This is a genomic window from Corallococcus silvisoli, assembly GCF_009909145.1.
In the GTDB taxonomy this organism is placed as follows: domain Bacteria; phylum Myxococcota; class Myxococcia; order Myxococcales; family Myxococcaceae; genus Corallococcus; species Corallococcus silvisoli.
Genome location: NZ_JAAAPJ010000017.1, coordinates 118994 through 131634, shown reverse-complemented (window position 1 = coordinate 131634; position 12641 = coordinate 118994). Strand labels below are relative to the sequence as shown.

Below are 12641 nucleotides of genomic sequence, written 5' to 3'. Positions count from 1 at the left end.
CGTGGCCTCACCCGACACGCGCGAGCACCGCGCCCTCCCCGAAGCCAGGGGCGAGCGCCTGGACCAATACCTCGCGCGCGCGTTCCCGGACCTCACGCGCTCCCGGCTCCAGGGCCTCATCGCGGACGGCCATGTGCTGTCCGACGGCAAGCCGGGCAAGGTCGCCCAGCGCCTGCGTGGGGGCGAGCTCCTCACCGTCCACATCCCCGCGCCCGTCGCCGCCATTCCCCAGGCCGAGGCGCTGCCCGTGTCCGTGCTGCACGAGGACCGCGACCTCGTCGTCGTGGACAAGGCCGCCGGCATGGTGGTGCACCCGGGCGCGGGCCACGCCTCCGGGACGCTGGTCAACGCCCTCCTGCACCGCGTGAAGGACCTGGCGGGCGTGGGCGGCGAGCTGCGCCCCGGCATCGTCCACCGGCTGGACAAGGACACCACCGGCTGCCTCGTCGTCGCCAAGCACGAGAAGGCCCTGGTGGCCCTCCAGAAGGCCTTCAAGACGCGCGAAGTGCAGAAGACGTACCTCGCGCTGGTGCACGGCGTGCCGCCCGCGGAGGGGCGCATCGAGACGCTCTATGGCCGTCACCCCATCCACCGCCAGCGCTTCACCGGCAAGGTGAAGGAGGGCAAGCCCGCCATCACCGTGTTCCGCGTGCGCGAGGCGTTCGAGGGCGCGGCGCTGGTGGAGGTGGACCTGCTCACTGGCCGCACGCATCAGATCCGCGTCCACCTGGCGGAGGCCGGACACCCGCTGCTGTGCGACGCGCTCTATGGCGGCGGCCGCAAGGCGAAGGGCGCGGTGGAGAAGGCGCAGGAGGCGCTGGGCCGTCAGGCGCTGCACGCGTGGCGCCTGGCCTTCGAGCACCCGCGCACGCACAAGGCGCTGACGCTGGAGGCGCCCCTGCCGGAGGACTTCACCAAGGCCCTGGGCCTGCTGCGCGAGGCCGGCCTTCCGGCGGGGCCGCCCGCCCCGAAGAAGCCGGCCCCGAAGGCTAGAGTCCGGAAACGCTGAGCTGCTGCTGGCGGCGGGAGAGGACCTTGATGGGCTGGATGGCCATCACCCGCATGAAGACGGACAGCAGCTCCGGGTCGAACTTCTGGCGCATCTCCGTCCACATCAGCATCAGCGCCACCTCCGGGCCGTACGCGTCCCGGTACGGCCGGCGCGAGGTGAGCGCGTCGTAGGCGTCGCAGATGGCGATGACCTTCGCGTACACCCCCAGGTTCGTCTTGGGGATGATCATCTGGATGTTGCCGCGCGCGTCGCGCACCGCGGTGCCGTAGTCCGTCTTGTGCTCGAACGTCGTCACCACGCGAAGCAGCGTGGAGCGGCTGAAGCCCTTCTCCAGCAGGATGTTGCGCACGCTGATGAGCGGCGCGCGGGCCACCGTCGTCTTCTCATCCGCGGTGAGCGCCCCGCGCTTGGTGGACAGCTCCTCCGGCAGCGTCGTCATGCCCGCGTCGTGGAAGAGCGCGATGTAGCCCAGGTCGCGCAGCTGCGGCTTCGTGAGGCCCAGCTCGGCGCCGAACACGATGCACATCAGCGCCACGTTGACCTGGTGGTAGACGAGGTAGTCCTCCTCGCGCTTCTGCGTCGTCATCCCCAGGAAGTGGGTGCGCTGATCGAAGGAGATGTCCACGAAGTCCTGCACCAGCCGCAGCGCCCGCGAGGAGCCAATGGGCTTCCCCGCGCGCACGGACTCCAGGTACTTCTGAAGGAAGAACACGGCACGCGCGTACACGGTCATCGCGTACTTCTTGCGGTCGACCTTCTGGTCGCCCGGCGTGTCCATGTCCTTGTTCATCTTCTCCTTGAGCTTGGAGAACTTGGCCACGCGCATGTTGAGGAGCTTGCGCCCCTGCAGCCCGTCCTCTTCCGCCGCGGTGGACTGCTCCTTGCTGAAGATCCAGACGAAGTTCTTCAGCTCCTGCACCGTGACGGGCTTGGTCAGCGTGATGCCGCCCACGTCCTTGGCGCGCATCTCCGACAGCAGGTAGCGCTGGTTCTCGATGGAGTTGAGGTCCACCTTCACCAGCATGCCGTTCAGGTAGTACGAGTCCTTGACGCCCGTCAGCTCCAGCCGGCCTTCCTTGCCGATGATCTGGTTGATGATGTCCTGGAGCTGGTGCAGCGGCTTCTCGAAGACCGCGTTCTCCGGGTCATACATCTTCACCGAGCGCACGAGCATGTAGAGGCCCGCGAGCATGGAGCGCGACAGGCCCTGGAGCTTCTCGTTGTGCTCGCGCCCGTACTCCCCCAGGTTCTCGTCCTGGGTCTGATTGATCTTCAGGTTGTCGGCCATGGTGTCAGCTCGCCTCTTCCGGAAGCGCCGAGTCCCCGAACAGGGCCTTGCGCGTCTGGTACATCGCCTTGCGGGCCGCGGTGAGGATCTCCACGGGCTGCGTCTTGTCCTCCACCACGGCCTGCAGCAACTTGTAGGACTGGATGGAGCCCGCGCCCCCCAGGCCGGTGACGGCCAGCAGCTTGTCCTCCATCACCCGCCGCTTGTTGAGCAGCGACGGCTTCACCGTCAGCAGCTGCTGCATCATGGACAGCGCGGCGGGGAGGTTCGTCGCCCCGATGGCCGCGTAGATGGCGGACTTCTCATCCGACGTCTTCTTGTCCCAGCCGGAGTCGCGCACCAGCTTCACCAGGTCCGTGAACGCGCGGTCGCGGTCGAACTCCGGCAGCAGCTTCGCGGCCAGCATGCGCACCTGGGAGACGCCGTCGGTGAGCGCTTCCTGGATGATGCGCCGGGCCTCGGCCGTGCGGCCGCGCCCGATGATCTGCATCACCTCCAGCTTCACCACCAGGTTGGGGCTCTTCATGACCTGGGAGAACATCTTCACCCGCTCCGGGTGGTTGCTCTTCTCCAGGATGTAGACCATGTCGCGCACCGTCTGGGGCCGGTCCGACAGCAGGCGCGCCACGAACGGCTCCGGCAGCTCGCGCGCGAAGGTGCCCAGCACGTCGCCCAGGATCGAACGGTTCTCCGGCAGCTCGATGGACTCCAGCACGTTGAGCAGCGGCAGCACCGAGTCCACGCCCAGCGCCTGCAGGTAGCGCGTCACGTCCTGGGGGTTCTTCGCGCGCGTCGTCTTGAGCGACTCGCCCAGCCGCGTGAGGCGCTGCTCCTCGCCCATCTTGTGGAGGAAGGACTGGAGCATGCGCCCCAGCTCCTCGCCGCCCTCGCGCTGGGAGAGCGCGCGCAGCTTGAGGACGATCTGGTTCACCGTGCCGAAGTCGTCCTGCAGCAGGAGCATGTCCAGCAGCTGCAGGAAGATCTCCTCCAGCAGCGCCACGTCGTCCACGCCGCCTTCCACCACCTGGAACACCGCGCCCACCAGCTTGGGGAACAGGCGCGCGTTCTCCTCCTCCGTGATCTCCCGCTGCAGCCGGGCCTTCAGGTCATCCGTGGCGTGCCGGCCGCCCACGACGAGGCCGCGGATCTGCTCCACGCCGTCCAGCTTCGCGTCCAGGTCCTCCGCGGACACGCGCGCGAAGCGCAGGAAGTCATCCGAGTTCGTCTGGAGGCGGGAGTAGAGGTAGCCCACCACCTTGTCCACCTCCACCTGGACCTCGTCCTCGGAGGCGCCCTCCATGGAGAAGCCCTCCACCACCACGTACTCCACCTGCTGCATGCCCGCGCGCCACAGCTGCGCGAGCACGTCGTCCGCGCCGCGCTCCGGCTCCGACAGCGCGATGAGCGTGAGCGTGACCAGCTCCTCCAGCGGCAGGCCCGGCCGGAAGATGAGCTGGCGGATGCCGTCGCGGAAGAACTTGTAGGGGAGCGGCGACTCTTCCGAGAAGAGCGGCTCGTTGTAGAGCATGAAGTTCTGCTGCTCCACCTTCAGCGAGAGCGGTCCGAACTTCTCCGTGTACGCGGAGATGGACTCCAGCGCCTTCGAGAGGAACTCCGGGAAGCGCGCCTCGTTGTGGCGGTACATGCCGATCTGCTTGATGCCCTTGAGCAGGTGGAACGCGAACGTGCGCGCCAGCTCCACCTTCTCGCGGACCTCCGGTGACTGCTCCGCCTCCGCGTTGGCGTCCGTGACTTTCTGGGGCTGTGCCATGAAACCTGGAAGAATCCGGATGGGGCGGAAGGCCCCGGTTGAGGGGCCTTCGATTGTACTCCCGTCCCGGGCCGGGTCCCAATCCGAGAACCGCCCAGAATCCAGGGGGTTGAAGTGACACCTGAACAACACGGGACAGGCTGGCGGGGAATCCCCGGTGTGTTAGGCAAGGGGCCCCTTCGAGCCTGGAGTCCCCGCCGATGAAGCGATTGGCCGCGTCCGCCCTCGTCCTGGCGTCCCTGACAGGGTGCTTCCGCATGAGCGTGCGCAGCCCGGCGCCGCGCGACGGGGCCCCGGAAGGGCAGCTGGGCGCGAGCTTCGTGGCGGGCCTGACGACGTCCAACGTGGCCGCGGCGGAGTGCCGGCATGGCCTGTCGCGGGTGGACGTGTACTGGCCGTGGTGGAGCCCGTTCGTCTACGTCTTCACGTTCGGCGTCGTGGCGCCGCTGCGCGCCGAGTACGTCTGCGCGAAGGAGCCGGACGCGAGCGGCGGCGACCCGAGCGTGCCGCCGTCGATGCCCGCGCTGTAGCGCCCCCCTCCCCGCGCGGTGAGGCGAGCGGGGGAGGGTGGCCGTGACGGGGGGCGTCAGTGCGACGGCGGCGGGGCCTCGGCGCCGCTCTTGCCCTTGAGGGCGGAGCGGAAGAGGACCGCGGTGAGGACGGTGAAGAACGCCAGGCCCCAGACGTTGGACCACGTCGGGTGCGCCAGCTCGCTCTCGCCCACGGCGTTGAGGAACGCGCCGAACGCGCCCTCGTGCCCGAAGAGGGCGGGCAGGTTGATGGCGCGCGTCCAGGCGCCGTCGCTGGCGATCTCCAGGAACGCGATGAGCACGCCCGCGATGGAGCCGCCCGCGATGTAGCCGGACGACATCAGCGTGCCGGGGGAGAACTCCGACTCCGCCGCGCTGCCGCCGCGCAGCTTGTCCACGAAGTGGCGCACCATGCCGCCCACGAAGATGGGGGCGCTGCTGCTGATGGGCAGGTACACGCCCACCGCGAAGGGCAGCGAGGACACGCCGCACAGCTCCAGCATCAGCGCGATGAAGACGCCCAGGAGCACCAGGTCCCAGGGCAGCCGCTGCGTGAGGATGCCGTCGATGATGAGCGCGAACAGCTGCGCCTTGGGCGCCGAGTAGCGGGTGAGCGTCTGGCCCTCGTACTCGCTGATGCGGCCGCCGATGCCCGGGTCCACCACGTACTGGATGCCGCCCTGATCATCCACCAGGTAGCGCCCGGCGGGCACGGGCGTGTCCGCGCCGCGCACGAAGCCTTCCCGGTAGACGCGGTCCGGCCCGGCGGTGACGGCGCCCGCGTCGGACAGCTTCAGCGACGGGCCGTTGGCCGGCGACAGCGTGAGGCCCGCGAGCTCCTGGGCGGGCACCGGGCGCCAGCTGCGCAGCTCCAGCGCGCCGTCCGCAGGCACCATGTCCAGGCGCTCCGCCCACAGCGAGCGCTTGAGCTGCGCGGGCGTCATGCCGCGCTGGGAGAGCGCGTCCTGGCTCACCGCCCAGCGGTAGGTGTGCTGGGTGCGCGTGGTGTCCGTCAGCTCCGTCACCTGCACGCCCGGGTGGGCCTCCGGGATGACCGCGGTGGCGCCCTGGTTGAGCAGCACCAGCACCAGGCCGATGAACATCGCGCTGGTCAGCACGCCCACGAAGAGGGCGATCTGCTGGCGCTTGGGCGTGCCGCCCACGAGGAACGCCGTCTTCAGGTCCTGCGCGGTGGTGCCGCCGTTGGACGCCGCGATGCCCACGATGGCCGCCGTGGTGAGCGCCATGAAGCGGTCCGGCGACGACGTCCAGCCGAACAGCAGGTACACGAGGCAGGTCACCAGCAGCGTCGCCACCACCATGCCGGAGATGGGGTTGGAGGAGCTGCCAATCTCACCGGTGATGCGCGCGCTCACCGTCACGAAGAAGAAGCCGAAGATGACGATGAGGATGGCGGAGATGAAGTTCACGTGCAGCGGGGGCGCCAGCCAGATGGCCAGGATGAGCAGCGCGCTGCCCACCAGCACCACCGTGATGGGCAGGTCCTGGTCCGTGCGCAGCACCGTGGGCAGCTGCCCCTGCGTGCGCGACGCGCGCAGCGTCTCCACGCTGCGCTTGAAGGCGCCCACGATGGTGGGCAGGGAGCGGATGAGGCTGATGAGGCCGCCCGTCGCCACCGCGCCCGCGCCGATGTAGAGCACGTACGCGTTGCGGATCTGATCCGGCGACATGTCCCGGATGAGCATCCCGTTGTGCACGAGCAGCGGCGTCTCCATGCCGCTGCCGAAGAAGGACACCATCGGGATGAGGATGAGGTAGCTGAGCACGCCGCCCGCGAAGGTGATGGACGCGACGCGCGGCCCGATGATGTAGCCCACGCCCAACAGCTCCGGGGACACCTCCGTGGAGAGCGTCGCGGCCTTGAGCCCCTTGATGGGCGTGCCGATGGCCTCCTTGAAGAGCTTCATCCCGGAGTAGGCGAACTTGTAGACGCCGCCGATGATGAAACCCAGGATGACCGTGCGCGCGTTGGTGCCGCCCTGCTCACCGACAATCAGCACGTCCGCGCTCGCGGTGCCCTCCGGGTAGGTGAGCTTGCCGTGCTCCTGGACGATGAGGCCCTGGCGCAGGGGAATCATCATCAACACGCCCAGCACGCCGCCCAGGGCCGCGGTGAGGAACGCGTGCGTGAGGCTGATGTCGTAGCCCAGGATGAGCAGCGCCGGCAGCGCCGCCGCCACGCCGAATGCCAGCGACTCACCCGCGGAGCCCGTCGTCTGGACGATGGTGTTCTCCAGGATGCTGGAGCGCCCCAGGGCCCGGAAGATGGCGATGGAGAGCACCGCCACCGGGATGGACGCGGACACCGTGAGGCCGACCTTGATGGCCAGGTACACGGACGACGCCGCGAACACGATGCCCAGCACCGACCCGAGCACCAGGCCGCGGATCGTCAGCTCCGCGGGCGACTGCTGCGGGGACACATAGGGTTTGTGCGGGGCGCCATGCGCTTCCGCGAGGGGGACGCGATCATCGACGACCGGCGGGGAACCGTGGGACAAGCAGCCACACTCCTGACAGGGAATCCGGCGTCCCTTCTAGCAGGGTCTCCGCCGCCGCGCGAAAACAGCCGGGACTTTGAAACGGTCGCCCGCCCTCCAGAAAAGGGCGACGCCCCGCGCGCCCTGTGAAGGGCGGCGGGGCGTGGAGTCACAGGGACCGCGTGGCTGTGTTCGACGGCGGCGCGCGTCAACCCTGGGCGGCGAGCGTCTCCGGATCCACCTCCGCCATCAGGGCGGCCAGCTCCGACTTGAGCTTGTCCTTGGCGCGGATCTCCAGCTGTCGGGCGCGCTCGCGGGAGAAGCCAAAGTGCTCGCCCAGCTCCTTGAGCGTCATGGGGCGCTCGTTCATCACGCGCTGCTCGATGATGAAGCGCTCCCGTGGATCCAACCGCATGAGGGCCGTGCGCACGCGGTTGTTGATGAGGCCCGCCTCCTCCTTGTCCGCGAACTCGTCGTCCTGCGGCGCCGCGGCGCTCACCACGAAGTCCACGTGGCTGTTGCCCCCGTCCTCGCCCATGGGGGCGTCCAGGGAGAGGTCGCGCCCGCCCATGCGCTGCTCCATCTCCCGGACCTCGCCTGGCTTCACATGGAGCTTGCGGGCAATCTCATCCACGTTCACCACGGCCTCGCCGCTGCCCAGCTTCTCCAGCTCGCGGCGCGTGCGCGCCAGACTGAAGAACAGCTTGCGCTGCGCCTGGGTGGTTCCAAGCTTCACCAGCGACCAGCTCTTGAGGATGTAGTTCTGGATGTACGCGCGGATCCACCACACCGCGTAGGAGATGAGGCGGATGCCCTTGTCCGGGTCGAACTTCTGCACCGCCTTCATCAGGCCGATATTCCCCTCCTGGATGAGGTCGGACATCTTGATGCCATAGGAGCGGTACTCGTAGGAGACCTTCACCACGAAGCGCAGGTTGCTCGTCACCAGGCGGTGGCCCGCCGCCAGGTCCCCCTTGATGAACCGCCGCGCCAGCTCCTGCTCCTCCTCCACCTTCAGCAGCGAGTACTGGTTGATCTCCGAGAGGTACATCGCGAGGGAGCCGGAGTTGGATGATTGCTCGGTCGAAGCCTGCATGGATGGATTCTCCAAATCGGGCCTCCTGACGGCGCGGAGGCGCGTGAGAGGTGCCCTGGGTTCAGGTCCCACAACTTGACGTGTCAGCCCTGAGCAACCGGGATGCCAACCAGGGGTTGGATGTATTCGCGTGTGTCTCCAAGGGGTTGGAAAACGCAGGTGGATGGCTCCGAGGAGCCGCCTGTAACCGTTACCCGGACACCAGAGGAAATTCGCGGCTCTGGGTGGGTAGAAAGTGCACGTCTCCCAGCCCTCGAGCACGCCTCGCCATGGCGCCCGTGAATGGGGGGCCGTTGAAAGGCTTAATGGCGTCGCACGCCAGGGTGGGGAGACATTTCGTTACCCCGCCCGGGTGTTCCTGGGGAGGGCGGGCGACCAGCGGAGGAAGGCCGCTTCCTGCCAGAGGGCACTTCCGTTCCGCTCAGGAAGCGCGGGCGGTAGGGCTTGATTGGCCGTCTGGTTTCACGGCGCGGCGTGCGGCTTCCGCTTCCAGAGCGCGGCGGAGCGTGGCGAGCAGGTGCTCGGCCTCTCCCTCGCGCAGGGCCCGGCGGCCGAAGCGCGCTTCCAGGTAGCGGCGGGTGAGGGGCGTCAGGGCCAGGGCCAGCGGGTGTCCGTCGCGGGCCAGGCGCGTGGTCAGGTCCTCCAGCGCCTCGTGTTCGAAGCGCGGGACGTGGGCGCGCTGGAGCAGCGCCTCCACGCGGTCCAGCAAGCGCGTGGCCTCCAGGGCAGGAGCGCGGCTCGTCCAGCGAGAGGCGAAGCGGCTGGCGCGCCAGACGACGAAGGCCACGACGGCGGCCGTCACCCACGCGCGGGGCGGAGGCAGGCGGCTCGAGCCCGGATTCTCGGCGGACCCAGCGGGGCGGCGGGGCGGGCGCACCAGGGCGCTCGCCAGTTCGAACTGATCGCGGAACGAGTAGTCGACGACGGAGTTGCGCCAGCGCGCCTCCACGGCCTCATAGAGGGCGAGCAGCCGCTCCAGGAGCACGGGCCCCTGGCTGGTCCGATTCGACGGGGGCGTGGCGTCCACCGTGATGAAGCCGCGCCCCGGGACGAGCACATGCGTCCACGCGTGCGCGTCCCCCGCGCGCACCAGGTAGCCGCCGTCCACGCGCGTTCCACCGTAGAAGCCGGTGGCCAGCCGCGCAGGGATGCCCTGCGTGCGCAGCAGCACCGTCAGCGCGGTGGCGAAGTGTTCGCAATGCCCCGCCTTGCGCACGAAGAGGAAGTCGCCCAGCGGATCCTCCGGCATGCCTCCCTGCTCCAGCGTGTACGCGTAGTCGCGCTGCAGGAAGCTGGCGAGCTTGCGCGCCGCGGCCAGCGGCTCCTTCTCTCCCGCGAGCACCCGCGACGCGAGCTGGCCCACGCGCGGATCCAGGTGCTCGGGCAGCGCCAGGAGCTGATCCTTCTCCGGCTGGAGCAGGGCCGTGGACAGGTCCGCCTTGCCGTCCGGGGGCAGGCTGTAGGCCTCGTAGGTGTACGAGGGGGCGGTGATGGTGAAGCGCACCTCGCCGCCGCCGTGCAACTGCACAGGGCTGCTCCGCGTCCCCGTGGGCGTGTGGGCCAGGGCGTTGCCCAGCCGCGACGGCGTCTCCAGCGCGATGAGCGTGCGGCTGCCGTAGGCGGGCAGCAGCTCGATGCGCTGGTGCACCAGCGTGTCGCTGGCGGGGCGCAGGGTGATCTGCCGCTCGGTCTGCTGGGCGCCGGCGACGTTCGTCCACTCCAGCCCGTCGAAGGTGTCGTAGGTGCGGCCCACCCAATAGGCGTCCAGCGCGTCCCGGCCCGGGTCGGGGGCGAGCTGGGCACGCAGCACCACGCGCGGGTTGCTCTTGATGGTGCCCGCGCCGCCCAGCCGCACGGTGTTGGAGAAGCCCGCGGTGCTGACCGCGCCCAGGCCCGGTGCCGACCGCGGCCCCACCATGGCCCAGTTGAGGCGGGGGAAGAGGACGAAGAAGGCCACCGCGCCGGCGACCGCGAAGGTCACGCCGCCCGACAGGGGCCGCAGCACCGCGCGCACGGGCACGGGTTCGCCGTCCGGCACCGCCGCCTCCACCACGCCCAGCGCCAGCGACAGGCTGGCCAGGACCCCGAAGGCGATGAGGCACAGCGCGTACGTCATGTCGCCCGACAGCGCCGCGCCGCCGGCCACCATCAACAGGCCCGTCAGGTGCGTCTGGCCCTCGGCGGCGGCGTCCGGCGTGGACAGCATCCGCTGCGCGGCGATGAGGCCCGCGAAGGAGCACGCGGCCACCACCGCGTTCATCGCGCCGGACATCAGCTGCATGCCCAGCAGGACTGCCGCGACCAGCAGCCCCAGCGCGGACAGGCGCGCATGGCGCGCGACCAGCCGCACGTCGCACAGCGCCAGCACCAGCGCGCCGAGGAACACCCCCAGCGCCCACACGGGGAGCTGCCCGGACACGGCCATCGCGCCGAAGGCCGCACCCGCCGCCAGGTCGCGCAGGACGAGCCGCAGCCGCAAGGGACGCCTCACGCCGCCTCCCGGGAGTCCGTGTCCTCGAAGCCCACCCACGCGAGCGCCTGGAGGATGCGCCGCTCCTGCCCGCCCCCCGCCGCCGGACGCAGGGTGCGCTCCGGAAGCTGGAGCCCCACTTCATTCCCCGCTTCCAGGAGCTGGTGGGCCTGGTAGGCGACCTCCTCGCAGCGGCGCTCCAGCGCGTCGCCCGTGAGGCCCGTCTCCAGCGAGAGCTTCCAGATGCGGCGCTCCTCGCGCTCGCGCTCCACCTTCAGCAGGCGACCCGCCGAGGCGCTCTTCAGCCAATGGATGCGCCGCGCGTCCTCGTTCGGAGTGAGCTCGCGCAGCCCCGCGACGTCGCCGGTGCCGTCCAGGTGGCGCGGGCTGCCCGCCTCGCCCCGGGGGCCGGACTCGGCGGGCCCCGGCTCCTTGCAGGCGTAGCCCCGGCGTGGGTAGACGAGCAGCGTGCCCTCCAGGAAGAACACCCGCGTCTTGGCGAACAGGCCCAGGGGCCACGTCGTGGTGACGCGCACCCCGGACAGGCGCACCGGGCCCCGGTGCGGCGCGGCCAGGTCCGCCCTCACGACGCACTCCTGCCCCGGGGGCAGGTGCCCCAGCCGGCCGGTGCCGGTGAGCGGGGACAGGTCCTCGGAGAACGTCAGCGCGAAGCCGTGGCCCGCCTTGCGCGACACCGCCCAGCGGTAGGCGAAGGGCTCCCGGGCGAAGGCCGCGTCCGCGCCCACCCGGCGCACCGTGAGGTCGCGCAGGCAGCGCTCCGACAGCACGCCGGACACCACCACCATGCTGAGCAGCAGGCCCAGCAGCAGGTACAGCAGGTTGTTGCCGGTGTTGAGCGCGCCCAGCCCCACGCCGAACGTCACCACCAGGTACGTGCGGCCCGTCTTCGTCACCGACAGCGTGCGCGGGGGACGGAAGAAGGCGCGCAGCCGGGCCCGGAAGGGGGGGCGGGCGGAGGCCTTCACCGGGGCGCCGCCACCTTGCGCGCCAGCTCCTCCACCAGGTGCGCCGCCTCGTCCCTCGCGGACACGCCCTGGACCGCGCTCCGGAGGAGCACCCGGTGCGCCCAGCAGGGCACCAGCATCGCGCGGACGTCGCCGGGGGTGACGAAGTCCCGCCCCTCCCACAGGGCCTGGGCGCGCGCGGCGGCCCCCAGCGCCAGCACCGCTCGCGTGGAGGCTCCGCGCTCCAGGTCGCCGTGCTCGCGGGTGGCCCGCGCCAGCCGCACCACGTAGTCCGCGACCGCCCCGTCCAGTTGCACCTCCTGGGCGAAGGCGCGCAGCGACGCCAGCTCTTCCGGCCCCGTCACCGCCTCCACCGACGGCAGCGGGGACGCGGCGCCGCGCGTGGTGAGCAGGCGCGCCTCCACGTCCGCCGCCGGGTGGCCCAGGGACAGCCGCACGAGGAAGCGATCCAGCTGCGAGTCCGGCAGGGGGTAGGTGCCGGAGAAGTCCACCGGGTTCTGGGTGGCCACCACGGTGAAGGGGGAGGGCAGGGGGTGCGTCTGCCCGTCCATCGACACCTGGCCCTGGGCCATGCCCTCCAGGAGCGCGGACTGGGTGCGCGGGGGCGCCCGGTTGAGCTCGTCCGCCAGCACCAGCTGACGGAACAGGGGGCCGGGACGGAAGGAGAAGGTGGCCGTCTGTGCGTGGAACACCTGCGCGCCCAGGATGTCCGCGGGCAGCAGGTCCGCGGTGAACTGGATGCGGGAGAAGGACAGGGCGCACGCGCGGGCCAGCGCCTCCGCCAGTGTCGTCTTCCCCACACCTGGCATGTCCTCCAGGAGCAGGTGCCCTCCCGCGACCACGCAGGTGACGACGCGCCGCACCTCGTCGGTCTTTCCCTGCACGGCGCGGCCAAGCTGGGCGGCGAGCCGCTCCATCACCGCGCGTGCGGAAACAGGGGTGGGAACAGGACCGAGGACGCGGGCGGGCTGGGTCATCCTGGGCGCG

General features: G+C 70.4%; 9 protein-coding genes. 2 read left to right on the top strand and 7 right to left on the bottom strand.

Going from position 1 to position 12641, the window contains the following annotated elements:
- The first annotated feature begins 1 nt into the window (after window position 1).
- The gene (locus GTY96_RS29175) at window positions 2-1009 is read left to right on the top strand and encodes an RluA family pseudouridine synthase (RefSeq protein ID WP_143909002.1); all 1008 of its coding nucleotides are present in this window, start codon (window positions 2-4) and stop codon (window positions 1007-1009) included.
- Here the strand turns inward: GTY96_RS29175 and GTY96_RS29170 are convergent.
- Both GTY96_RS29170 and GTY96_RS29165 read right to left on the bottom strand, forming a co-directional pair.
- Window positions 990-2300 carry an HD-GYP domain-containing protein gene (locus tag GTY96_RS29170; RefSeq protein ID WP_143909004.1) on the bottom strand — a complete coding sequence of 437 codons (1311 nt, stop codon included), beginning with the start codon at window positions 2298-2300 and terminating at the stop codon, window positions 990-992. The genes GTY96_RS29175 and GTY96_RS29170 overlap by 20 nt on opposite strands.
- 4 nt (window positions 2301-2304) lie before the next feature.
- The gene (locus GTY96_RS29165; RefSeq protein WP_143909006.1) at window positions 2305-4071 is read right to left on the bottom strand and encodes a HEAT repeat domain-containing protein; all 1767 of its coding nucleotides are present in this window, start codon (window positions 4069-4071) and stop codon (window positions 2305-2307) included.
- A gap of 200 nt (window positions 4072-4271) precedes the next feature.
- Between GTY96_RS29165 and GTY96_RS29160 the strand changes: the two genes are divergently transcribed.
- Entirely contained in the window at window positions 4272-4601 is a 330-nt protein-coding gene (locus tag GTY96_RS29160) for a hypothetical protein (RefSeq protein WP_143909009.1), read from the top strand.
- Between the two features lie 56 nt (window positions 4602-4657).
- Here the strand turns inward: GTY96_RS29160 and GTY96_RS29155 are convergent, their stop codons facing one another.
- The 5 genes from GTY96_RS29155 to GTY96_RS29135 all read right to left on the bottom strand — a co-directional run bounded on the left by GTY96_RS29155 (window position 4658) and on the right by GTY96_RS29135 (window position 12631).
- A complete protein-coding gene (locus GTY96_RS29155; protein ID WP_143909011.1) occupies window positions 4658-7123 on the bottom strand; it encodes an OPT family oligopeptide transporter in 2466 nt (821 codons plus the stop codon).
- A 187-nt stretch (window positions 7124-7310) separates the two neighbouring features.
- Complete coding sequence (locus tag GTY96_RS29150; protein ID WP_014396039.1) at window positions 7311-8198, bottom strand: RNA polymerase factor sigma-32; 888 nt, start codon at window positions 8196-8198, stop codon at window positions 7311-7313.
- 421 nt (window positions 8199-8619) lie between these two features.
- Window positions 8620-10689, bottom strand: coding sequence for a transglutaminase TgpA family protein (locus GTY96_RS29145; RefSeq protein ID WP_161666447.1), 2070 nt, complete (start codon window positions 10687-10689; stop codon window positions 8620-8622).
- Window positions 10686-11654: a DUF58 domain-containing protein gene (locus GTY96_RS29140; protein WP_161666446.1), complete on the bottom strand. Its 969-nt coding sequence runs from the start codon at window positions 11652-11654 to the stop codon at window positions 10686-10688. Before GTY96_RS29140 ends, GTY96_RS29145 begins: the two co-directional genes overlap by 4 nt.
- The gene (locus tag GTY96_RS29135) at window positions 11651-12631 is read right to left on the bottom strand and encodes an AAA family ATPase (protein WP_143909018.1); all 981 of its coding nucleotides are present in this window, start codon (window positions 12629-12631) and stop codon (window positions 11651-11653) included. Before GTY96_RS29135 ends, GTY96_RS29140 begins: the two co-directional genes overlap by 4 nt.
- Between the last annotated feature and the right edge of the window lie 10 nt (window positions 12632-12641).

Excerpts from the sequence above, each read along its gene's own strand:
- GTY96_RS29165 (WP_143909006.1), bottom strand. The coding sequence starts at position 4,071 with ATGGCACAGCCCCAGAAAGTCACGGACGCCAACGCGGAGGCGGAGCAG.
- GTY96_RS29150 (WP_014396039.1), bottom strand. The coding sequence starts at position 8,198 with ATGCAGGCTTCGACCGAGCAATCATCCAACTCCGGCTCCCTCGCGATG.
- GTY96_RS29160 (WP_143909009.1), top strand. The coding sequence starts at position 4,272 with ATGAAGCGATTGGCCGCGTCCGCCCTCGTCCTGGCGTCCCTGACAGGG.
- GTY96_RS29170 (WP_143909004.1), bottom strand. The coding sequence starts at position 2,300 with ATGGCCGACAACCTGAAGATCAATCAGACCCAGGACGAGAACCTGGGG.
- GTY96_RS29135 (WP_143909018.1), bottom strand. The coding sequence starts at position 12,631 with ATGACCCAGCCCGCCCGCGTCCTCGGTCCTGTTCCCACCCCTGTTTCC.